The following is a 25081-nucleotide window of genomic DNA, read 5'->3' as shown; positions in this document are numbered from 1 at the left end:
TTTGATGAGCATTGATACGAAGAAATTTCCCGACGGCTTCGTCTGGGGGGTCGCCACTTCATCTTACCAGATCGAAGGGGCGGCGGACGCGGACGGCCGGACGGCATCGATATGGGATACTTTCTGCCGGACGCCGGGCAAGGTAGCGGGGGGCGATACGGGCGATCGCGCGTGCGAGCACTATTACCGTTATCCTGACGATGTCCGGCTGCTGGCCGATTTGGGAATCAAGCACTACCGCTTCTCTGTGGCGTGGCCGCGCATTTTTCCCGAGAAGGGGAAGCTGAACCGCAAGGGGCTGGATTTCTACCGGGCTCTGCTGCAGGAATTGAAGAAATACGGCATTCAGCCGCTCGTGACGGTCTACCATTGGGATTTGCCCCAGTGGGTTCAAGACGAGGGGGGTTGGACAAACCGGAAGACGGTAGACTATTACTTGGAATATGCCGGAGCGTTGTTTGCCGAATTCGGACACGACGTGCCGATGTGGAACACCCATAACGAGCCGTGGTGCGCCGCCGTTCTCGGCTACGGCATTGGCGTTCACGCCCCGGGGCACACCGATTGGCGCGAGGCGCTCGTGTCCGCGCATCACATACTGCTGTCCCACGGCCTGGCGATCAGAGCGTACCGGGAAATGGGCTTGTCCGGGCGGATCGGCATGACGCTCAATCTGGACTACAACGATCCGGCGTCCGATCGTCCCGAAGACTTGGCGGCGCAGCAAAGACACGACGGGTATTTGAACCGGTGGTTTCTCGATCCCTTGTTCAAAGGGGATTATCCGCAGGACATGAAGGAATGGTACTTGCCGCACATCGGGTCGTTCGATTTCGTGAAACCGGGCGATCTGGACGCGATCGGCGAAGCGGGTGATTTTCTGGGGATCAACTATTATACCCGCGCAATCGTGAAGGAAGGAAACGGCCACCCGTTGCTGAAGGCGGATTATGAGTTGCCGGAGGGCAGCGAAGTGACGGATATGGGCTGGGAAGTGCATCCGGAATCGCTGTACCGGCTGCTGAAGCGTCTGCAACAGCAATATACGTCTCTTCCGATTTACATTACGGAAAACGGCGCAGCGACGGCGGATCGGTTGATCGAAGGAAAAGTAGACGACCGGGACCGTATCCGTTACGTTAAAGCGCATTTGGAGCAGGCGCAGCGGTTCATAGCGGAAGGCGGCAACCTGCAAGGCTATTATTTGTGGTCTTTCCTGGACAACTTCGAGTGGGCTTTCGGATACGAAAAACGGTTCGGGATGGTATACGTCGACTACGAGACGCAGGCGCGCACGCCCAAGGCAAGCGCTTATTGGTACAAGGATGTCGTGCGAGCGAATCGGATTGTAGATTGAGATAATAATGCTTAACCTCCTCCCAACACGCGGCGGAGGTTTTTTTGTGTCTTATGAACGGCAGTACAACGCACAGGACAATATTTTATGGAGAAAGGTTGTCTACGAATGGTCGCCGGATTGCCATAATTTTTACGGAATCCGATGATCGGGATCAATTATGGCAATGCACTGTTCATAAACGGTTGTTAAGAACACAGATTACGTACACACTATTGCCATAGTCACAGAAGTACGAAAAAATATACCGCACGGACATACACAACGACGACCGCTTATGAACATTCCGTTGCCATAATGATCATGCGACGGGCATAAGGACCACACGTTGGAGATAATGAAGCGCACCAATTCGGGCAAATGATGTCCGGACGGTCAACTCATAAACTTTCAAAGACTTGGAGCCGGATCTCCAAGTCTTTTTCTGTTTGGGGCACATCAAAGTTCATAAATTCCAGCTAGATTGGGAATGTTTAGATTTATGCGGCTGTGCTAACAATATCTTCGCTGGGGGAAAGTGCATGATTTTGAATAATGAACAGCTTAGGCATGAGGCACGCCAATTGGCATTGAAGCATGACCCGTTGGTTCGGCGCAGACCGTCAAAGCGCTTATTGCGGAACCTTGAATCCGGCGCTAGAATGCTGCGGACTTTCGCCGCCGAATTGCGCGAGAACCGCTCCGATTGTTCCCAACCCGCCGAGGAATGGCTGCTCGATCATGCGGAGTTTCTGGAAGAACAAGTGCTGTCTGTCAGGCACGAGCTTTCCAATACGTTCACCGATGCTTTGCCTTATCTGAGCAAGACCGGAGAATTGCGGGTTTTTTCGATTTGCGCGGAATATATCGGCCATGCGGACGGGAATTTGAACGAGGACTCATTTATCGCCTATCTTCAGGCTTATCAAGAAGTATCCGTTCTGACCATCGCTGAAGCGTGGGCAATTCCGTTGATGCTTCGGATCGCTCTCATTCGCCGTCTGGCCGGCATTATGGAGACGGTTCGGGAACGCCGCGAAATGTGCGCTTTGGCGGATCGCGTGCTTGACGGCATCGCGACTTCCGGATTGACACCGGAAAGGCTGAAGAAGGCGTTAGAAGAAGCAGGTCAAGATATGCCGCTTTCCGGCCCGTTAATTGTTCATCTGGTGAAGCATCTCCGGGAACGCGCGGAAGATACCGCGACGGTGGGGGAATGGCTGATCTGCAAGCTGGAGAACGGACCGGAAAGTCTGGATCGTATCCTATCGTACGAATATCAGCTTCAGGCCGCTAATCAAGTGACGGCGGGCAACCTCATCGGAAGCCTGCGAAAGGTGTCGCGTTGGGATTGGCGCGAAACGTTCGAACGGATCAGCATGGTGGAACAAACGCTGCGCAAAGAAAGCTCGGGGGATTATGCCCGTCTGGATTATTCCAGCCGCGACACGCTTCGGAAGAGAGTAGTGCGGTTGGCGCGGCGAATGCATATCCCGGAAAATCTTGTCGCTTCCCACGCCGTGGAACTGGCGGCATCGGTATATGAAGAGAAACGAAGGTCGGATGGCGGCGTGGAGGAGCTCCCTCGCAATGCGTTTGCCGCCTATTATTTATTGGAAACCGACGGGATCGCGGCATTGAGAGAGTCTCTCAAGATATGCGGAAAACCGAGAGCTTTGCCGGAAACCCCATTTTTGCGGAGAACGACCGGAATGTATTTCAACCTCCTTTCGGTCATATTTGTCATCGCTTGGATCGGGTTTTCGGTATGGATCGGGCGGAATGCAATTTTAACGCCATTGGAATGGGCCTTTATTTTAGCCGTTCTTCTACTGCCTGCTGCGGAGTGGGCGGTTACGGCAGTGCATTGGTTCATTGAACGGGTCAAAAGCCCCGTGCCGCTATTGCGATACGACCTTTCCGATGCGGTTCCCCCGGAAGCTTCAACGATGGTTGTCATTCCCGTCATTTGGTCGACCGTCGAGGAAGTTCGGGAGATGACGGAAAGGCTTGAGCTGCACTACTTGGCGAACCGCGACCCCAATGTGCATTTCGCCATATTAAGCGACTTCAAGGATGCGGAAGCGGAGAAGCTTCCCGAGGATGAGCCGGTTGTCAAGGCTGCTGAAGCGGAAATCGACCGATTGAATCGCGCATACCCCGAAAGCAAATTCCATCTGTTTCAAAGAAGCAGACAATGGAACGCGTCCGAAAGGGTTTGGATGGGATGGGAGAGAAAGCGCGGGAAGCTGGCGGAGTTTGTCGAGCTGCTCAAAGGTGATACCGGCACGAGCTTCGATGCGGTGAGAGGAGATGCGGCGGTACTCCGGCGGATCCGATACATTATCACTCTGGATGCCGACACGCAGCTTCCTCTGGAAAGCGTACATAGAATGATCGGGACGATTCACTTGCCTTTTAACCGGCCGAGGCTGAACGAGGCAAAAACAAGGGTGATCGAGGGTTACGGCGTACTCCAGCCGAGGATTGCGATGAGGCACGAATCGGCTGTCCGTTCCCGGTTGTCGTACTTGTGGTCGGGCGGCCACGGAACGGATCCTTACTCCTTCGCCGTTTCCGATCCGTATCAAGACGGGATGGGAGAAGGGATCTTTACAGGGAAAGGAATCTTTGACGTTGACGCCTTTTACCAGGTGCTCTGCGAGAGAATTCCGGAAAACCGGGTGCTGAGCCATGATTTGCTGGAAGGAGGTTTCTTGCGCGCGGGCTTGCTCTCGGATATCGAGCTGATCGATGATCATCCGGCAACCTACAGTGCATATCAGAAGAGGCAGCTCCGTTGGGTGCGGGGCGATTGGCAGCTGCTGTTGTGGCTGATGCCCAAAGTGCGCAATCGCAGGGGGGAGCTGCTGCCGGTGGATTTATCGGTATTGACCCGCTGGCAGATCATAGACAATTTACGGCGGAGTCTGCTGCCGCCGGTTCTTTTTGCCATACTGCTCTTGTCTTTGAATGTGCTTCCGGGGTCTTCCGCGGCTTGGATCGTACTCGTGTTTGCGACATGGTTTCTGCCGGTGATCCGGCAAATTGCGGCGGCCCGATCCGCCCTTCGGCATTCGGCAAGCTTGGGCTTGACGACGGGGCAAGTGTTGGTAGGACTTATGACGCTCCCTTTTCAAACCGTGTTGTTGATTAATGCCATTGCCAGAACTCTATGGCGGTTAATGTTTACCAAACGCGGGTTGCTGGAATGGGTCAGCTCAAGCGAGGTGGAACGAAGAAGCAAGCTGAAGGGAGCTCCGCCGCTGCTCGGCATGTTCGGAGGATATGTGCTTGTCGTTGTGTTTCTGGCGGAAACGGTGCGCAGCGGAAGTCTCGTTTCGCAGGCTATCGGATTTTCATTAACCGCTCTGTGGATTTATGCTCCGTTCGCGGTTCGGTGGTTAGAACAGCCGCCCCGGCAAGAGAAGCTTGAGTTTTCCGCCGAAGAAACGGAAGAGCTGCGGAGATTGTCACGGGAAATCTGGTCATTTTATGAAGACTATGTTACGGAAGAGGACAATTGGCTGCCTCCGGACAACGTGCAGATCGAACCGCCGAACGGGGTGGCCCGCCGCACATCTCCCACCAACATAGGCTTATATCTTTCCTGCGCCTTGGCCGCCAGAGATTTCGGGTTTATCGATACGCCCGGATTGATTGAACGGTTGGAGAGGACGCTGAGTACGATAGAACGGCTGGAAAAGTGGGAAGGCCACCTTTACAACTGGTATGACACCGCGACACTGAAGTCTCTGCCTCCCTTGTACGTATCGACGGTGGATTCCGGCAATTTGGTCACTTGCCTGATGACAGTGAAAGAAGGTGTGAAGGAATGGCTTGAACATGACGACATGGCGGGAAAGCGGACCGAATCGGGAAGCCGTACCGATCGCGGGGCCGAATCCCTCCATGTAGCGTTTGCCGAGGAAATATCGCCTGCCAAATCGGCCGAGCCCTTCGCGCAAGCAAAGAACGACTGGCGGGACCGCGGCAACCGGGTGGTTACCAGGTTGGAACGGTTGGTCCAAGAAACAAATTTCAGACCGTTATACGACCATAAAACAAAACTGTTTTCCTTAGGGTACCATGCCGGCGGCCGCGAACGCGATCAAGTGCTTTACGACTTAATGGCGTCGGAAGCAAGGCAGGCCAGCTTTGTCGCCGTAGCCCTCGGTCAAGTCTCCGTATCGCACTGGCATGCTCTCGGCCGGACGATGACGAAATCGGGAACACGGCCTCTATTGCTGTCCTGGTCCGGTACAATGTTCGAATATTTGATGCCGTGGCTGTTTTTGCGCACGTACCGGAACACCGTTTGGGAAAGCACGTACCGTGCGGTCGTCGGCCGCCAAATCGAATACGCGCGGCAGAGAGGAGTGCCGTTCGGAATTTCCGAGTCGGGCTATTACGCGTTCGATTTTCAGATGAACTATCAGTACAGGGCGTTCGGAGTTCCGGGATTGGGCTTCAAACGGGGGCTTGAGCAGGACTTGGTCGTGTCTCCGTACGCGGCGGTTTTGGCTATGCCTTTCGCGAAGCATCAAGCGCTCGACGCTTTGAAGCGTATGGAACAATTAGGCGGCCGCGGCAAGTACGGGTATTATGAAGCGTTGGACTTTACTCCGGAACGGATGCCCAGGGATCGCCGGCATATAGTCATCCGCAGCTTTATGGCGCACCATCAAGGGATGAGCATGCTTACTCTTGCGAACTTGCTGCTGCCGCAAACCATGTACGGACGGTTTCATCGCGACAAAAGGGTGCGCACAGCGGAAATGCTGCTGCAGGAACGAATTCCGCAAAGGCCCAAGTTTATCAAACACCCGTCCATGCACCGCGTCCATGCGCCGTTATCCGAGCCTGTACAGGATACAACCTCATTGAGGGAGTACTCTTCCGCGATTACAACGGTTCCGGAGGTTTGCGTTCTTTCGAACGGCACATTCACGACGGTGGTTACGAACAGCGGCAGCGGGTTCAGCCGGTACGAAGGTCTGTCCGTCTCGCGTTGGCGGGAAGATCCTGTCACGGATCCGTGGGGCAGCTTCCTGTATATTCGCGATGTAACGAAGGATGTTGTCTGGTCGCCGTCATACCAGCCATGCCGCAGCGTATCCCAGGAACAGCGCGTTCAATTTTTTTCGGATCGCGCAACGTTCATGCGCGCGGACGAGGAAATGCAAACCGTCATGGAAATTTGCGTTTCGCCGGAGTGGAACGCGGAAGTGCGCCGGATCACCCTGACCAATACGGGGAAAGAAGCGAAGATATTGGAAGTTACGACCTTTGTTGAACTGGCCTTGGCTCATCCGAATGCCGACGATGCGCACCCGGCTTTCAGCAAGCTGTTCGTTCGAACGGATTATGACGAAAAATCGGGATGTCTGGTTGCCGGGCGCAGGCCCCGTGAACAGAAAGATAGAACGCTATGGGCGGCTCATTCTCTCATCGCGGACGGAAATACGATAGGAGCGGTCGAGTATGAAACGGACCGGGCCGGCTTTATCGGCCGCGGACATCGTCTTTCCGAACCGCAAGGAATTCGCTCCCGCTTGCGCGGCACGGTCGGCTCGGTGGCCGATCCCGCTTTTGCGATGAGGCGCCGGATCCATATCGAACCGGGGGAAAAGGCGCATTTGTTCGCCGTTACCTCGGTTGCCGATACGAAGGAGACGGCCGTTGACACCGTTCTTCAGCTTACAACCGGTCAAGCGGTGGACCGGGCGTTTCAATTGGCATGGAACCGCGGTCAGATTGAGCTCCGGAATCTCCGTCTGACCAATCGGGAAGCCGCGGCTTTTCAAATGTTCGCAAGTCAGGTGCTTTATAATCCGCCTTTGCGGAAAGAGCGCGAACAAAGTATCTCGAGCAATGTCAAGGGACAGTCGGGCCTCTGGTCCTTCGGCGTATCCGGGGATCGTCCGGTCGTCCTTGCGCGGATTGATCACCGCAGCCAGCTGCCGTTCGTCGTCAAGCTGTTGACGGGACACGAATACTTGCGCAGACTCGGGATTTCGTTCGATCTCGTCTTGCTCAACGAATCCGCGGAAGGATATTATCAGGAGCTGCAAGAAGCGCTTCAACGGGCCGCCGAGCACGGGGTTGACCGGTTCGGAGCGGGTTTGGCCGGGGTGTATGTGATTCCGGCGAATCAGCTGCGGGAGGAGGACAAGACGTTATTGGCCGCTGTAGCCCGCATCGTCCTGCGCGCCGGCGGACCTAGTTTCGCGGCACAAATTCAACTGCCCAAGGATGAAGCTCAAGCCGCATGGCCGGAGGAGCTCGCCCGCAGCGCGCCAGTCAACCGGTATGACGGCCGCCCGGTGCAAACAAATCAGGACGATGCCGCGAAATGGTTGTTTTATAACGGTTCGGGAGGGTTCTCCCCCGACGGCAAAGAGTATCGGATCATGATAAGAAACGGGAAACATTTGCCGTCGCCGTGGATTAATGTGCTTGCCAATCCGCACTTCGGCTGTTTCGTCTCGGAGCTCGGTACGGGGTACACTTGGTTTCGGAACAGCCGCGAATGCAAGCTGACGCCGTGGTCCAACGATCCAGTGCTTGATCCGCCGGGCGAAACAGGGTATTTGCGCGATGAAGAAAGCGGCGAAGCGTGGTCCCTTGCGCCGTCCGCCATGCGTTCGGAGCCGCCGTACCGGATTGCGCACGGGCGCGGATACACGAAGTTCGACCATCAACGGCACGGAATCGAACACGAAATGACCGTGTTCGTTCCACTGCAAGATCCTGTGAAAATCATGCGTTTGAAGCTGAGAAACAACACTTCGGAACCAAGACGTATGTCCGTCACCTATTACGCGGAATGGGTAATCGGCGTGCAGCGTCATTCCAACGCCCCTTACATCGTAACGGAATGGAACGAGTCCGCAAGCATACTGACGGCACGCAACATGTATCAAGAGACGTTCCGCGACGCGACGGCTTTCCTGGGTGTGTATCCGCAGCCTTCGTCCGGCGGAGAGTCGAACGGCGCGCATGAGCTGTCGTGGACGGTCGACCGCAACGAATTCATCGGCCGGGGCGGAAGCATGGAGAGCCCAGCCGCGCTGAACCGGGCGCGTTTATCGGGCCGGACGGGCGCCTGTTATGACTCCTGCGGAGCAATCCAGGCGAAGTTCATATTAGAACCGGACAGTGAGAAGGTTGTGTATATACTGTTGGGCTGCGGGACATCGGACGAAGCCGCATCGAAGCTTGCGCTGCAATACAGCGGTGTGGCGGCGTGCGAGAAAGCTTTGAAGGAAGTAACGGATTTCTGGGAGCATACTTTGGATCAGATTGTTGTTTCGACTCCGTCTCCCGAAGCGGACGTTCTCTTGAACGGTTGGCTGTTATACCAGACGTTAGTATGCCGGATGTGGGCGCGCACCGCTTTCTACCAAGCCGGAGGAGCGTACGGCTTCCGCGACCAGCTGCAGGACTCGTTGGCGCTGCTGCATACCCGGCCCGATCTCGCCAGGGCGCAAATCGTGCTGCACGCGTCCCATCAGTACGAAGAAGGCGATGTGCAGCACTGGTGGCATGAAGAGACCGGGCGCGGCATTCGCACTCTGTTCTCCGATGATTTGCTGTGGCTCCCGTACGCGGTATCGCGTTATGTCGAGCATACGGGTGACGGAAGCATTTTGGACGAGACTGCCCCGTTTCTTCACAGCGAACCGCTGCGGGAAGGGGAGCATGAGCGGTATGAGCCTACGCAACACTCAGGGCGTTCGGCAACGATATACGAGCACTGTCTCAGGGCGATCGATAAGGCATTACAGCGCATGGGCGAGCATGCTTTGCCTCTCATCGGGGTCGGAGATTGGAATGACGGCATGAATTTGGTCGGCGCCGAAGGACGCGGCGAAAGCGTATGGCTGGGATGGTTTATTTGCGAGGTGCTGCGCGGCTTTGCGGAGCATTGCCGGACGCGGGGGGATACGGACAGGGAGGCGGCCTTCGAAGAAATTCGCTCGAAGCTCACGGCTTCTCTAAACGAGCATGCTTGGGATGGCCAATGGTACCGCCGGGCGTTCACGGACAGCGGACAGTGGCTTGGTTCGATTCGCAACGAGGAATGCCGGATCGATGCCATCGCCCAATCGTGGTCCGTCATCTCCGGAGCGGCGCCGGAAGACCGTGCGGTACAGGCTATGCAATCGTTCGACCGCGAGCTCGTGGACCGCGACATTTCCGTTGCTCGTCTATTGACGCCTCCGTTCGACAAGACGGATCTGAATCCGGGGTATATCCAAGGGTATCCGCCGGGCATTCGCGAAAACGGGGCGCAGTATACGCACGGTGTGATTTGGAGCATTGTGGCGTGGTGTCAGCTTGGGAACGGAGACAAGGCATTTGAATTGTTCCACATGCTGAATCCGTTGACGCATACGCGAACGAATCGCGAGGTCATGGAATACGGAGGAGAGCCGTACGTGATGGCGGCGGATGTGTACACGGCGGAGCCGCACAAAGGTCATGCCGGGTGGACGTGGTATACCGGAGCGGCAGGCTGGATGTACCAAGCGGGGATCGAATGGATTCTCGGCATCCGGCGCCGGGGGGAGAAGCTGTATATCGACCCGGAAATTCCTGCCGATTGGCCCGGTTATTCGGCGACGTACCGTTTCGGCAAGGCGCGTTACCATATTACCGTGAAAAAATCGTCCGGTACGGCATCCGAGGCGGGTATATTGCTGGTTGACGGCAAAGAAGTCCCGCAATCGCAGCATAAGCCGGAACAGGGCGTTTGCTTCGAATTGCGCGATGACGGGCAGGAGCATCATGTGGAGCTTACCTATTGACCGAATTGGTGAACTCTGGATTCCGCTGAAGTAAAACATCGAGTATAAGCTAAGCTCTCTGTAGAACCTTCTCAGACTGTCGAGAAAACTCTCGGCAGTCTTTGTGTTTCATTTAGCATATATATGAGAGACATGTGGAGTGAGAACTTCCGATATATTCGCTTAGCGCATGTATCGGTGCACTATTTCCCCATTGCGCCTTACTAACCGGAGAAACTCCGGTTACGGGGCCTAATATCGGTCATCAGCGCCTTACGAACCGGAGAAACTCCGGTTACGGAGCCTAATATCGGTCATGAGCGCCTTACTACCCGGAGAAACTCCGGTTACGGAGCCTAATATCGGTCATGAGCGCCTTACTACCCGGAGAAACTCCGGTTACGGAGCCTAATATCGGTCATCAGCGCCTTACTAACCGGAGAAACTCCGGCTACGGAGCCTAATATCGGTCATGATCGCCTTACTAACCGGAGAAACTCCGGTTACGGAGCCTAATATCGGTCATGAGCGCCTTACTAACCGGAGAAACTCCGGTTACGGAGCCTAATATCGGTCATGATCGCCTTACTAACCGGAGAAACTCCGGTTACGGAGCCTAATATCGGTCATGATCGCCTTACTAACCGGAGAAACTCCGGTTACGGAGCCTAATTTCGGTCATGAGCGCCTTACTAACCGGAGAAACTCCGGTTACGGAGCCTAATATCGGTCATCAGCGCCGTACTAACCGGAGAAACTCCGGTTACGGAGCCTAATTTCGGTCATGAGCGCCTTGCTAACCGGAGAAACTCCGGTTACGGAGCCTAATTTCGGTCATGAGCGCCTTGGTACCCGGAGAAACTCCGGTTACGGAGCCTAATATCGGTCATGAGCGCCGTACTAACCGGAGAAACTCCGGTTACGGAGCCTAATTTCGGTCATCAGAGCCTCACTAACCGGAGAAACTCCGGTTACAGCGCTCGATTACGGCCATTGTTACATGGACAAAATTTGTTTTCAGAGTGAAACAACATAATGAATCAACGCCATCTTACCTCCTCTAATCGCACGGTGGAGGTTTTTTCATGCAATCATAGCGGCTAAAGCAGAAGTTGTGAACACTCGATTTGCTTCAGTTTTCCGAGTTTCCGGCTTCAATACTTCTTCTTGCAACCAAAACCTAATGTACTGATTATGTACGAAATTTCCAGATGGCATATATGATGAAGCAAAACTTGGAAATTACCGCAAGGAGGGACATGATGTATCGAATCATTCTGATTCGAGACGGCAGCGTTGTGTTTGAGCGGGAGTACGCAAAGACGGGAGATCAAGCGGCGTTCATCGTTGAGACGGTGGAGAGGGCGTTGCATGAAGTTGGGAGTTTGGATGAAAGAGAGGGTGCGGATCCGCCGGAAGACGATTGCCTGTCTCAACTGGAAGCAGTCAATCGAGTGAAACAATATGTAATGGAGCATCTTTCGGATCCTTCTTTAACGTTAACGAAAATCGCCAATGAGATTGTGTTTCTGAACGCGGATTATTTGGGGAAAACATTCAAGAAAATGACGGGGGAGCGGTTTTCGAAATATTTGCTTCAACAACGAATCCGGCAAGCGGTCCGGATCATGGAATCGGACGGACAACTGAGAGTGGCAGATATTGCGTCGAGATGCGGATTCGGAGCCAATGTGTCCTATTTCTGCCGAAGCTTTAAAAAGCTGATGGGCCTTACCCCGTCCGAATTCAAGAACGCCGTGCGAGAAAGACGGAATAATGCAACGACAACCTCTGAAAAGTGACATGCATTGTATTTTATAATGGCTTTATAGCAGTGTTGTAAGCGCTTACCGATACGGTGATCGGAGGTGTGTTTCATGTACTTCGGACAAGCACCCTGATGCGCATGATGGATCGGAAAAAGCGGATGTGTTTGAAAAATATGTTACAAGGAGTGAGAATGGTGAAAAGGTCGCTTTGTTTGTTTCTGATTGCCAGCTTGCTGTTGTCCTTGTTTATGGTTATTCCGGCAAGCGCCGCCACACTGTTCAGCGATAATTTCGAAGACGGGAACGCGAACGGATGGACGCCGCAAAGCGGTTACGACGATTGGTCCGTGGTCTCGGACAACGGTGACTATGTATACTATTCGTCGAGTACAAGCGAGGCGCGCACGTCCGCCGGTTCAGCTTCCTGGACGGATTATGCGGTGGAAGCGAAAGTGAAGGTGGAAAATTTCAACGGCTCGAACCGGGCTTATGTCGCCGGGAGATATAAGGACGGCAACAATTACTATGCCGCATCTTTAACAGGCGGGAACAAGCTGGAACTGCGGAAGAAGGTCGGCGGCAGCACCTCCAACCTGGCTTCGAAATCCTACACCGTTTCGACCGGGACCTGGTATACGGTGAAACTCGAGATGACCGGTTCTTCCATCAAGATGTATGTCAACGGCAACCTCGAACTGGAAGCGACGGACAGCAGCCTGTCGTCGGGCGGCATCGGACTGGTCGCTTACAAGACGGTGACCAAGTACAACGACGTGATCGTGGCCGACGGCGCGTCCCAGAGCCCGCCGTCCGCGCCGACCGGCGTAACCGCTTCCGCCGGCGACGGACAAGCTTCGATCGGCTGGAACGCTTCGTCAGGAGCGGACAGCTATAACGTGAAACGCTCCGGGAACACCGGAGGACCTTACTCGACAGTTGCATCAGGAGTGCAGGGGACAAGCTATACGGATATCGGCTTGACGAACGGCGCGACATATTACTACGTTGTCAGTGCGGTAAACGAAGCCGGCGAAAGCGCAAACTCCGCGGAAGCCTCTGTTACGCCGTCGAGCGGTTCCGGCGGAGATCCCGGCGGCGGCACCGGCATGGAAGGGTATGTCGGATTTGCGACGTTAAACGGCGGGACGACCGGCGGGGCCGGCGGACCGGTGGTAACCGTCAGCACCGGCACCGAGCTCCAGAACGCGATCAAGAATAAGGACCCTGACTCTCCGTTGACGATTTATGTGGACGGCGTCATTACCCCCGGCAATTCATCCGGGTTGACGAAGATCGACATCAAGGACACCAACAATGTTTCCATCCTTGGCGCAGGCGAGTACGGCGAGTTTAACGGCATCGGGATCAAAATTACCCGCGCCAGCAATGTCATCATCCGCAACCTGAAAATTCATCACGTGAATATCGGCGATAAAGACGGCATCAGCATTGAAGGGCCGGCCAACAACATCTGGATCGACCACAATGAAATCTATAACAGCCTGGATGTCGACAAAGATTATTACGACGGGCTGATCGATGCCAAAAGCACCGCCGCTTATATCACCATCTCGTACAACTACCTGCACGACAGCTGGAAGACGGCCCTGGTAGGCTCGTCCGACAGCGACAATTACGACCGCAGGATCACGTACCATCACAACCGGTGGGAAAACATATATTCCCGCGGACCACTGTTCAGATATGGCCAAGGACATCTTTTCAATAACTACTACAACAACATTATCGACACAGGCATAAATTCCAGAATGGGCGCGACGCTGCGAATCGAGCACAACGTGTTTGAAAATTCGAAAGATCCGATCGTATCCATGTACAGCGACGAACCCGGTTACTGGGATGTCGAGAACAACTTGTTTATCAACAGCACCGGAAACCAGCCCACGACGGATACGACCAATTACACTCCGCCTTACACCTATACGTTGGATCCGGTAGAAGACACGAAAAATATCGTGCTCCAAAATGCCGGCGTAGGCAAAATTACTCCATAACTAATCGCAATCGAACAAGAGGGGTGGTTGTCCCTCTTGTTCGGTGTTTACGCGGGAAGGAACGAATGAGTAAAAAAATTTCCTAAAAGTGTAAAAATATTTCGATGTATTGGCGCCCAAAGTGAGTTACCTTGATAGTGCGGGCATTACATTTTGGAAGGAGTGATTTGAAAGCGGATACATAATTATGTAATCGTTGATTGCCGGACCGCTGCAGTCGCAACAGCATGATTACGCGTCATTTTATTCTGATGGAGGTGGATATTTATGAGTAAAAACAAAGTCATACCGTGCTTACTGGCCGCCGCTCTTTGTTTCGGCTTGATCGGCGTTGTCCACGCCGCGCCTGTAACCATAACCAACGGAACGCAATTCAGCGATACGGCCGGGAATGTCGCGCATGCGCACGGCGGAGGCATGATCAAGGCTGGTTCCTATTATTACTGGTTCGGTGAAAACAGAGACGGCACGAACTATGTTTCCGTCTACCGTTCGACGGATTTGAAAAATTGGGAGTTCCGCAATCACGTGTTATCGAAAAGCTCCCATTCCGAGCTGCAAACGGCCAATATCGAGAGACCGAAAGTGATCTACAACGCACAGACCGGAAAATATGTGATGTGGATGCATAAAGAAAACGGAGTCGACTATTCGGAAGCGAGGGTAGCGGTGGCCACATCGGATACGGTTGACGGCGTTTACACGTACCACGGCAGCTTCCGGCCGCTCGGATACGATTCGAGGGATATGACGGTGTTTAATGACAACGGAACCGCTTATTTGATCTCCGCCACCCGGGTAAACGCCGACCTTAATATTTACCGGCTTACGTCCGATTTCCTCGGCGTCGAATCGTTGGTCCAGACGTTGTGGCCCGGCGCATACAGAGAAGCCCCCGCCATATTCAAGCGAAACGGAGTCTATTTCCTGATCACCTCGGGCGCGACGGGATGGAATCCGAACCAGGCGAAATATGCGACCGCTACCAGCATTGAAGGAACATGGAGCGCATTAAGCAATTTTGGGGATGGGACTACTTACGACTCTCAATCCACCTTCGTGGTGCCGATTGAAGGATCTTCAACGACTTCATATTTGTATATGGGTGATCGTTGGGCCGGGGCATGGAGCAGACCGGTCAACGAATCCAAATACGTATGGCTGCCGCTTTCTTTCCCGAGCGGTACCTCGCTTTCCATGGATTGGTACAGCAGCGTCGATATCGACACGGCGACCGGCGCCGTCACGGGCGTCCCCTTCGTGCTCGATACGAACGCATACTACGAAATCGAAAGCCGGGGAAGCCATAAGCTGTTGAACGTGAGGGACAGTTCGACAGCGAACGGAGCCGACGCGGAGCAGTTTACCGACAGCAATGCGCACAGCCAGCAGTGGAAATTCGTCGACGCGGGCGGAGGATACTACAAGATACAGAACCGGAACAGCGGAAAAATAATCGGGGTAGAGAACGGCTCGACCGCGGACGGAACGGTGATCGAACAGTGGTCTGACGGCGGTTGGACAAGTCAGCACTGGCAGCTGATCCATGTCGGAGGAGGAAACTATAAGCTGAAAAACAGGGCGACCGGCAAGCTGATGGACGTATCGGGCGCTTCCTTGTCCGACGGCGCGAACGTCATCCAATGGACCGACAACGGCGGCAAGAATCAGCATTGGCAGCTGTATAAAGCGAATTAATGGCCGTATGTGAGAAGCATTCTTCCGGCTGAACGCTTGGGAAAATTCACTATAATCATTTAATAAATTGTTTCCGCGAACAAAGAGACGTACGATGGAAACGTGGCAGGAATAAGCAGACCGCAGACACAGCCTGCGGTCTTTTTGCGCAAATTTTACTGGTGAGGAGCCGGATGCTTTTGTTAAAGTTAAAATATCTTTTTAACAATGTGGACTTGGCGGAAATGATTTTGAAAAATTGGGACTACGATGAGCAATCGATCGATATGTTCAAGCACTACCGGATCTCGTCCAACGCCATTTATCCGTTTAAGTATGAAGGCAAGACCCGCCTGTTAAGGTTCGCCCCAATGACGGAGAAGCTAAAAGCGAATATTTTGGCGGAGCTTGCGTTTATTTCGTACTTGCGAGACAACGGCTACGGAGTTTTAGAGCCGGTCGAATCAAAGCGGGGCGAGGAGCTTGTGGAGGCGCGGACTCCATGGGGAGATTATTTTGCATCGGTGTTTAAACGCGTTTCCGGTGTGCAGTTGAAAAATACGGATTCAAGCGATGCGATAATATTCAGCTATGGAAAAGCTCTTGGAAGGCTCCATTTTTTATCCAGTCAATACACACCTGGTACGGACAAAAGATGGTCATATAGCGACGTTTTAGATTGGATCGAGGATGTGTTATCGGATTTTCCGGAAGAGTCGGCGGCACGTAAGGAAACGAAATTGCTGAAGGATTACTTTGCTTCAGTCCCAAAAACGCAAAGTAACTATGGATTGGTTCATTATGACTTTGAATACGATAATGTATTTTACGATGATGAATCCAACTCGTGTAATGTTATTGATTTTGACGACGCCATGTATCACTGGTATGCAATGGATATCGTGCAAGTGCTTGACAGCTTGAGGGACTGCATTCCTTCCGAAGCTTTCAACCATAAGAAACAATGCTTTATGGACGGATACGCCTCCGAGTATGATATCCCGCAAGATGTTGAGGAAATGTCACCGGCTTGCAGGCGCTTTGGCAAATTATACGGATATGTTCGAATACTGAGGTCCATTGCGGAAAGATGGGACAATGAGCCGGATTGGCTGATGGATTTGAGAGAAAAATTATCAAAAAGTTTGTATAACGACTGATTGCTCAGCAACATTACTTATTCGATATTCGTTGTAATATCCAAAGGGGGGCAACTATGAATAACAGAACTTATTTGAAGGTGTTCATTATTGGAGTGTCATTGACCGTGGTCCTACTGTCGGGTTGCGGCAGTGTTCAAACGGATTCTTACGAAAGCAACATGGATCAAGAAAGCAAAACACAGGCAGTAAACATTTCTCTGACTGAGGATACAATGACGGGCTTATTGCTTCACATTGATACAAATAAACGTGAGCTTCGCTTGAATATTTCAAATTGGGTCAACCGAGGTAAAACGGAAGTTAATGATATGATGCACTCGAAAATCATAACATATCATGAAAACACTATTTTTCAGGATGAATATGGCTCGATCGTCCACCCAGAGAATTTCAAGATAGGAGAAAAAATGGCGGTGTTGCCAACACCAGATGCCGCAAGTTCAAGTGATGAAACAGCTTTTACTGCAGATAAAATCATTCAGTTGACGATGTCTAAAGAAGAGAAATTGGATGGGTTTTTAGCTGAAGGGGACAATTTTCATACCGTGGTACTGTACGAGGAAGGTACAACGCCGCCATACGATGAAATGGACTTCGATAAACATGTACCTGAATCATTTTCGGGCGGCATTTCTTGGGTGCCCTCCGACGGAAACCGTTAAAAGAACATAGAGTAGAATGCTTCAGCTATCGGAGAACATATACTGTATCATACGGGAGATGATTTAATGAAATCCGAAAAAGAATTAGTATACGAATATCACCGATTGTCATCATGGGACTCTCTTCTAAACCATCCAAACACGACGAGTTCAAAAAGTCTATTCGAAGTAGAACAAAACATTGAAATAAACGATGCGAGGCTGTCAAAGATATACTTAGACTACAAAAAAATACCTGAACAATGCATCTCTGACCTTGTATCTCAAAGAAATTCCGCCAAAGAAATGGTTCAGTTAGAAGACATAAACATTTTGGAACTGGGGACTTTTCTCAAATGGTCTGTAGGAAATAAATTAAACGAACAATCTAAGAAAATGTATCCCTCCGCTGGGGCGATTTATCCTAATAAGATATTTTTAGTTGTTAAGAATGTCGAGAATATAGATAGTGGCTTCTATTTTTATAATTCAAACGTTCATTCATTAATAAAAATTTCCAATGACGATACGTTTGAAGATGCATTATTACAAGAAGGAATCAATTCAAATGTATGTTGTATTATTGCATCGCATTTTGAAAGTTCCGAAGCTAAATATGGGTTAAGAGGGTATCGATTTTGTCTTTTAGAGGCAGGACATATTGCCCAAAATATGTTACTTTTAGCCAATGCAATGGGATGGAGTGCAGCACCTATTGGAGGATTTAAAGATGAAGTTATAAACAAAAAATTAAACAATAAATTAAAGGCAATATATTTAATTCCTATTGGAAAGCAGGCTAATTAAGCTATTTTTAAGAACAAAAGGAATACTTTGCTAACGCATAACGATAGTTAAATGCAGAAGGGCTGCCGCGCGGCAGGATGTCGATTATCTGGCGGACTTGGGGTTGAAAGCGTCCTTTAACCCTTCGCCCACAAAGTTAATAGCCAATACCGTCAATGTGACCATAACCGCAGGCGGCATCCATTGCCAAGGTTTATTTCGCAATACGTCGGCGGCGCGCGCTTCCGACAGCATATTTCCCCAAGTCGGCACATTCTGGGGTACGCCGAATCCGATGGCGGACAGCGCGGATTCCACTACAATAAATGACGCCAGCAGCAGTGTGGCTTGTACGATTATCGCCGATAATACATTGGGCAAAATATGCCGCGCAATCGTATTCCAAGGTTTGGTACCGATGGAGACAGCGGCGAGCACATATTCATTCTCCTTCTCGGCCAGCACTTTGCTGCGGACGATTCTGGCCGTTCCGCCCCAGCTTAAGGCGCCGATCACGAGTATGAGGCTGGTTACGCCGGAAATCTTCCCTATGAATATGGCGTTTACCACAATAACAAACGGCAAAAACGGAAAGAGAATGATGAAATCGGTAAATCGCATTAGCAAATCGTCCGGTTTGCCGCCGAAATATCCCGCTGCGGCACCGATTATTGTCCCGATGACCGTAACCAGAACCACGCATGAAAAACCGATGGTCAGCGACGCCCTCCCTCCGTGGATCAGACGGGTCAGGACATCCCGCCCGTTGCCGTCCGTTCCCAGCCAATGTTCCGAAGAAGGCTTCAGATTGATCCGGTCGAATTGTACGCGCGTAATGTCTTGCGTTGCAATGACAGGCGCAAAGACCGATATCAGAACGAGCAGCACGATAAAAATGAGTCCGGACATCGCCAGGTTATTTTTCACAAACTTTCGGCAGGCGACCGCCCAGTATGAGGGACTCTTCACGATCTTCGGTTCCGATACTGACAGCATAAAGTCCCTCCTATTCCAGACGAATGCGCGGGTCGACAACACCGTACAATAAGTCGGCAATCAGGTTCCCGATCAGGGTCATCAAGCTTAAAATCATAAAGATCGCCATAAAGACCGAGTAATCGCGGAATGTCAGCGAGTTCAGGTAAAGGCTGCCGATCCCCGGATAAGTAAAGATCGTTTCTATAATGATCGCCCCGCCCAAAATGCCCCCGATATCAAAGCCGAAGAAGGTGACTAACGGGATCATCGAGTTGCGCAAAATATGCTTGTTGTAAATATCATTTTCATTCGTTCCCTTGGCCCGCGCCGTCCGGACGAAGTCCTTCTGGCTGTTTTCGATAATGTCATTGCGCAAAAATTGCGTATAGCTGGCCGTGTTGAACGCCCCCAGCACAATGGCGGGCAACAGAACATGATGAATCCTGCTGATCCAATATTCGAAAGTTCCCGGCTCCACGCCGATCTTGACGGAACCTGTCGACGGAAACCATCCCAGCTGAAACGAGAAAAAATAAATGGCTACAATAGCGGCAACGAAAGACGGGATCGCGAGCGCGATATAATTGGCCGTGGCAATCGCGTTATCGCCGAGACGGTAAGGGTATTTCCCCGAATACATTCCCATTGCAAGGGAAAGCGCGTATGTGATGACAAGAGAGACGATGCCCAGAAACAGCGTATTGGGTATGCGCTCCGCGATCAACTCCGATGCCGGCACTTTGTATTTGAAAGATTTTCCGAAATCGCCTTGGACGAAATCCTTAATCCAACGGCCGTATTGGACGTAAATCGGGTCGTTCAAACCCAGCTTCTCCCGCATCTCCGCAATATATTCCGGGCTGGTGTTTGTGGGATCGATCTCCCCGGACAGGGCATCGCCCGGCATCGCTTTCGCCAGGGCGAATACCGTGACCGAGAGCAGGAACAAGATGGGGATCATGCCTGCGATTCGTCTAATTGCGTATTTCAGCACCGCATAATCCCCTCCCGGTTAACTTGAATTACTCCGTAACCCACCATTTGTGCACATCGTTCAGAAGTGAAGCTGAGTTTACATGAATGCCTTGGATTCGTTTGTTCACGGCATACAAGTCCATATTCTCCCATAGCGGAAGCGCCGGAAGCTCTTCATTGAAGAGTTTTTGCCATTGGATATAAGTTTCTCTACGGTAATTTTCATCGAACGCTTTTTCGCTTAACGCCTCCGCAAGGAGCCGGTCGGATTCCTCGTTCACCCAGCGGCCGTAGTTCCATTGGGATTTGCTGCCCCACAGGCCGGTCGGGTCCGGATCGCTGCCGGTGCCCCAAGCGCCGAAGAACAGTTCGAGCTGCGGGTCGTCATTATCTTTCATGTCGTTGTAAGTGTTGAATTCCACAAGTGCGCCTGTCATCAATTGAACATCGAGTCCGACGTCGCGCAGGTTTTGAATGATGCCTTGAGCGCGGCCTTCGAACGCCGCAGGGCCGGCATAGTGGCCGAAATTGATTTTAAACGGTTTGCCGTCCTTGTCTTCCACGAATCCGTCACCGTCTGTATCCTTATATCCCGCTTCAGCAAGCAATTCTTTCGCTTTTTCGGAATTGTACTCGTACGGATTCAGTTCGGATTCGGGCGCCCTCGTCCAGAAAACCGAAGGAATCGGAGAGTTGGCCACATTAGCGAATCCTTGCAGATACGCATTGATCAGGCTTTGGCGATCGATGGCATACAGCATCGCTTGGCGCAGCTTCTTATCCTGGAATTTGGGGTTGTCCATGACGCCAGTGCCTTTTTCCTTGTCATAATGGCCGAAATCGATGCCGATGTAGGAATAGGAGAGCCCTTGCTGCTCGATGACCTGTACGTTGCTTGCGCTCTTCAACCCTTCTACGTCTGCGGGACGAATCCCCATGGCGTCTACTTCGCCGTTTTGCATCATGCCCGAGATGAGAGACGGATCGATTACTTTTACAATGACGCCGTCCAGTAGCGGCTTGCCTTGCCAGTAATCGTCGTAGCGTTCGAATTCCACGGATTCGCCGGGAACAATGTTCTTTAATTTGAACGCTCCCAGTCCGATCGCTTTCGTACGGACTTTATCGCTGTTCGGAAGATCTTTCACCGAGATGCCTTCATAATACTTCTTCGGCATCGGGAACGACCACAAATTGTCCAGATTGTTGATCTTCACTTCCTTAAAGGTGATCTGCAGCGTATAGGGGTCAACGACTTTAACGCCCTCAATGTGATCCGCCTTGCCGCTGTGGTACTCGTCGATGCCAAGTATATCTTTCACATTGTCATAGCGGGGGCCGGAGTAATCCGGATGGCCGAGCACTTCGAGCGCATAAGCCCAGTCTTCCGCCGTCAATTCATCCCCATTGTGCCATTTCACGCCTTCTTTAATATGGAAGGTATAGACTTTGTGATCCTCGGACTCCTCCCAGGTTGCAAGATTGGGAGCGGTTTTCAGATCGTCTTCCGTTTTAAACATTCCTTCCGTCAAGAAGGACAGAAGCTCCGCATCGACTGCGCTGCCGTAGAATCCCGGTTCCAGGAAGCCTTCCGGGGCCGTATCGACCGCGTATGTAACGACGCCGCCTTCTTTAGGTCCGTCTGCGGGCTGATCATTCGGTTGGTCTTGAGCTTGATCGTTCGTTTGCTCGGGAGAGGGTTGATCTTGATCTTCGGCCGCACCGTCGGAGCTGTTGTCGCTGCATGCCGCCAACACAAACGAAAGCGCAAAAACAATTGATAGCACGATTAGCAGATGTTTCTTCATTTTGGTACCCTCCTTTTTACTAGATAATTATTCCATTTTAAGGGTAAAGATGACATGCAACCTGATGCCCGGGCGTCACCTCCCTTAATAGCGGCTTGATTTCGCGGCATTCCGGCTTAGCGTGCATGCAGCGGGGATGGAATGCGCATCCTCCGGGCGGATTGGCGGGGGAAGGCACATCGCCGGATAATACGATGCGCTGCTTTCGTCTCCTCGGATCCGGAACCGGGATAGCGGAAAGCAAGGCCTGCGTATACGGATGAAGCGGCTCTTTATATAAACCCTCTTTATCTGCAAGCTCCGCCAATCTGCCCAAATACATTACTCCGATGCGGTCGCTTACATGCTCGACCACGCTCAGGTCGTGCGCAATAAACAAGTAGGTGAGTTGAAACTCTTCTTGCAAATCTTGCATCAGATTCAAAACTTGGGACTGAACGGACACGTCCAGCGCGGATACCGGCTCATCCCCGACAATCAGCTTCGGCTTTAACGCAAGGGAGCGCGCGATTCCGATTCTTTGCCTCTGGCCGCCGGAAAATTCATGCGGATATTTATAATAAGCGTCTCCGGGCAGGCCGACCTTATCCAAGAGCTCCATTACCGAATCTTTCAACTCTCGCTTTGTTCTCTGTTCATAATTTCGGATCGGTTCGGCAATAATGTCTCCGACCATCATCTTCGGGTTAAGCGATGCGTACGGATCTTGAAATACCATTTGCATATCCCGGCGCGTTTTTCTTAATTCGTCCCCCTTGATCCCGGTAATATCTTTCCCTTGAAATAGAATCCTGCCGTCCGTAGGATCCGCTAGGCGAAGAATCGTTCTTCCCGCAGTGGACTTCCCGCAGCCGGATTCTCCGACCAGTCCGAGAGTTTCACCTGCTTTTAAGGCAAAAGACACACCGTCCACCGCTTTAACTTCTCCGAGCTTTCGCTTGAAAAATCCCCCTGTGATCGGATAGTATTTCTTCAGGTTCTCGACTTCCAGCAGCATGCGAATCATTTCACCCCTTCAGATACCGCGGGAATGCTCTCTTTGTATAACAAGCAGCGAACCGTATGCCCGTCTGCAATATTCGCCAGCTGAGGCGCGATCTTTCGGCAATCGCCCGTCGCCTCCGGACAGCGGTCCGCGAACCGGCAACCCTCTCTCGGCATATTGGCCAAAGAAGGAACGATCCCTTTGATCGAATCCAATCTCTTCTTCTTTTCCCCAAGCCTTGGTATTGATTTGAGCAATGCTTTTAAATAAGGGTGCTTCGGATTATAAAAAAGCTCTTCCGCGCCGCCTTGTTCGACGATCTGCCCCGCGTACATCACGATAACGTCGTCGGCCATCTCCGCCACTACGCCTAAATCATGGGTAATAAGAAGAACGGACATGTCCCGCTTGTACTGAATGTCCTTGATCAGTTCAAGAATTTGCGCTTGAATCGTAACGTCCAATGCCGTTGTAGGCTCGTCCGCAATAAGCAGCTTCGGATAACATGCGATCGCCATGGCGATCATTACGCGCTGCCTCATGCCGCCCGATAATTGATGCGGATATTGATCCAGAACCTTCTCCGGTGCCGATATTCCAACTTGCATCAACAGTTCGGCGCTTTTCTCCCGCGCATGTTTCCTGCTGATTTTGGTATGGTTGAATAACACCTCTTCTACTTGAAAGCCGACGGAAAATACGGGATTTAACGCCGTCATCGGTTCCTGGAAGATCATTGCCGCATCTTTGCCGCGGATCTTGTTCATTTCCTCTTCGGAGAAAGAAGCGATGTTTCGTCCTTCCAATATAATTTCTCCGCCCGCTATTCTGCCGATCCCTTTGGGAAGCAGCTTCATAATCGAAAGAGACATCACGCTCTTGCCGCATCCGGATTCTCCCACGACACAGACGATTTTGCCGCGGCCGGCTTTGAATGAAACCCCGTCGACCGCAAGGCGGAGCCGTCCTCCGATTTCAAATCCCGCTTTTAAATCCCGAACCTCCAAAAGAGGCGGTTGTTTTGCTTCAGCGTTCTCATTCATCCTACCCACCTCATTAACAGTGGTTCACTCCGAAGGGAAATAAAAATTAATTAAAAATTAAAAAAATTAAAAAAATTATAACAAAATTATAACGATTCTAACATTTATTTTACATAGGCTGGAATTACTATTATATTTTGGACTGGATGAAGGATTGTATGGAGAATTCATACATGTTCGAATTCCTGTCGTCATCTATTTAGTAAGTATCCGATGGTAATAGTTGGGTGGGTTATTCGGTTTTATGAATACTCCCGCCACTCCCCGCGAACGCTCCGGTTGAAGTGGGGGTTTCTAGTGTATCCATCGTACGAATTACCGAAGGCTTAACACCAGCGGAGTTGACACGTTGACGGACTGGTTACCGTCCAACCCCTCTATCCCATCAGCCGAAGCGTTTGGGACTACTTTTCGCAATATATTCGCCGCACCGTTCACATCCGCATGAATCAGACCTATCTTACTCTTGTATAAGCCACGTCGGATTCGTTTCCCGGAGAACATCGGCGCCTTTCCTTCTTCATATGCAGGTAACGGATCGTGATCCAAGAAACTGGCTTGTGATGTATAGGCTTCTTCCGTTACTTGTACGTCCATCCCCTGTTGCGCCGCTTTATACTTGATCAGGGAAATCAACAGGTGATGGGGAATATGACAGAAGGACTGGTTGTTCCGCTTTCCCATGTCGGAAGCTTGTTTCCATCCCTTGTTCTGTCCGACGATGATCGTGCCTATGTTTTGTCCGACAGCCAACCGTACGATATAGGCGCTCGCTTTGTGAAACAGGTCTTTGATTTTACGGTAACGGGTTCGATGCAGCCGTTCCAATCGTTTGGAAGTATGCTGTCCTTCATGCGGCTGCTTGCCGTGACGGAGAATGCTCATAAAATGAGCCTTTCTCTTGTTGTAGTACTGATTGATCGCCTTGATCCGCTTGCCCTTCACCAATACCGGTCGTGAACCGGTGGTGGTGACGATGGTTGCAAGATGTTCGACCCCCAGATCAATCGACATGTACCGCTCTTTATCCAACTGTTTCGTTTCCATCGAACAGGCAAAGATCAATTCAACAACGTATTGCCCGTACTTGGGAACCACTCGCACCTGTTGCAA

The 25081-nt window shown here is 51.7% G+C and carries 13 protein-coding genes and 2 pseudogenes; 9 read left to right on the top strand and 6 right to left on the bottom strand.

The window, feature by feature from the left end; all coding sequences use genetic code 11:
• Positions 1–4: 4 nt before the first annotated feature.
• The 9 genes and pseudogenes from JET16_RS16220 (at position 5) to JET16_RS16185 (ending at position 18200) form a co-directional block, all read left to right on the top strand.
• Positions 5–1357 carry a GH1 family beta-glucosidase gene (locus JET16_RS16220; protein WP_199617511.1) on the top strand — a complete coding sequence of 451 codons (1353 nt, stop codon included), beginning with the start codon at positions 5–7 and terminating at the stop codon, positions 1355–1357.
• Between the two features lie 521 nt (positions 1358–1878).
• Positions 1879–10149 carry a GH36-type glycosyl hydrolase domain-containing protein gene (locus JET16_RS16215; protein ID WP_199617509.1) on the top strand — a complete coding sequence of 2757 codons (8271 nt, stop codon included), beginning with the start codon at positions 1879–1881 and terminating at the stop codon, positions 10147–10149.
• 1241 nt (positions 10150–11390) lie between these two features.
• The gene (locus JET16_RS16210; RefSeq protein WP_233531712.1) at positions 11391–11930 is read left to right on the top strand and encodes a helix-turn-helix transcriptional regulator; all 540 of its coding nucleotides are present in this window, start codon (positions 11391–11393) and stop codon (positions 11928–11930) included.
• A gap of 98 nt (positions 11931–12028) precedes the next feature.
• Positions 12029–12652, top strand: a pseudogene (locus JET16_RS30860) (LamG-like jellyroll fold domain-containing protein); the annotation flags it as partial.
• A gap of 366 nt (positions 12653–13018) precedes the next feature.
• Positions 13019–13912: pseudogene (locus JET16_RS30855) on the top strand (pectate lyase family protein); the annotation flags it as partial.
• A 267-nt stretch (positions 13913–14179) separates the two neighbouring features.
• Complete coding sequence (locus tag JET16_RS16200) at positions 14180–15610, top strand: RICIN domain-containing protein (protein ID WP_199617503.1); 1431 nt, start codon at positions 14180–14182, stop codon at positions 15608–15610.
• 179 nt (positions 15611–15789) lie between these two features.
• Positions 15790–16749 (top strand): phosphotransferase enzyme family protein, encoded by a 960-nt coding sequence (locus tag JET16_RS16195; RefSeq protein ID WP_199617501.1) that lies wholly within the window; start codon positions 15790–15792, stop codon positions 16747–16749.
• Between the two features lie 56 nt (positions 16750–16805).
• Positions 16806–17414, top strand: coding sequence for a putative periplasmic lipoprotein (locus tag JET16_RS16190; RefSeq protein WP_199617499.1), 609 nt, complete (start codon positions 16806–16808; stop codon positions 17412–17414).
• Positions 17415–17480: 66 nt separating this feature from the next.
• On the top strand, positions 17481–18200 hold the full coding sequence (locus tag JET16_RS16185; RefSeq protein WP_199617497.1) for a SagB/ThcOx family dehydrogenase: 720 nt from the start codon (positions 17481–17483) through the stop codon (positions 18198–18200).
• Positions 18201–18284: 84 nt separating this feature from the next.
• Here JET16_RS16185 and opp4C read toward each other — a convergent pair whose 3' ends face one another.
• The 6 genes from opp4C to JET16_RS16155 all read right to left on the bottom strand — a co-directional run.
• A complete protein-coding gene (gene opp4C, locus JET16_RS16180) occupies positions 18285–19175 on the bottom strand; it encodes an oligopeptide ABC transporter permease (RefSeq protein WP_199617495.1) in 891 nt (296 codons plus the stop codon).
• Between the two features lie 10 nt (positions 19176–19185).
• Positions 19186–20151, bottom strand: a complete 966-nt coding sequence (gene opp4B, locus JET16_RS16175) for an oligopeptide ABC transporter permease (RefSeq protein ID WP_199617493.1) — start codon at positions 20149–20151, stop codon at positions 19186–19188.
• Between the two features lie 28 nt (positions 20152–20179).
• Complete coding sequence (gene opp4A / locus JET16_RS16170) at positions 20180–21940, bottom strand: oligopeptide ABC transporter substrate-binding protein (RefSeq protein WP_199617491.1); 1761 nt, start codon at positions 21938–21940, stop codon at positions 20180–20182.
• A gap of 37 nt (positions 21941–21977) precedes the next feature.
• Positions 21978–22946: an ABC transporter ATP-binding protein gene (locus JET16_RS16165; RefSeq protein ID WP_199617489.1), complete on the bottom strand. Its 969-nt coding sequence runs from the start codon at positions 22944–22946 to the stop codon at positions 21978–21980.
• Entirely contained in the window at positions 22943–23968 is a 1026-nt protein-coding gene (locus tag JET16_RS16160; protein ID WP_199617488.1) for an ABC transporter ATP-binding protein, read from the bottom strand. Before JET16_RS16160 ends, JET16_RS16165 begins: the two co-directional genes overlap by 4 nt.
• Before the next feature lie 315 nt (positions 23969–24283).
• A partial coding sequence (locus JET16_RS16155) for an RNA-guided endonuclease InsQ/TnpB family protein (RefSeq protein ID WP_199617487.1) occupies positions 24284–25081 on the bottom strand: 798 nt, incomplete at its 5' end.

This window comes from Paenibacillus alkalitolerans, assembly GCF_016482785.1.
Taxonomy (GTDB): domain Bacteria; phylum Bacillota; class Bacilli; order Paenibacillales; family YIM-B00363; genus Paenibacillus_AE; species Paenibacillus_AE alkalitolerans.
This window is presented reverse-complemented; position numbering and strand designations above follow the sequence as displayed.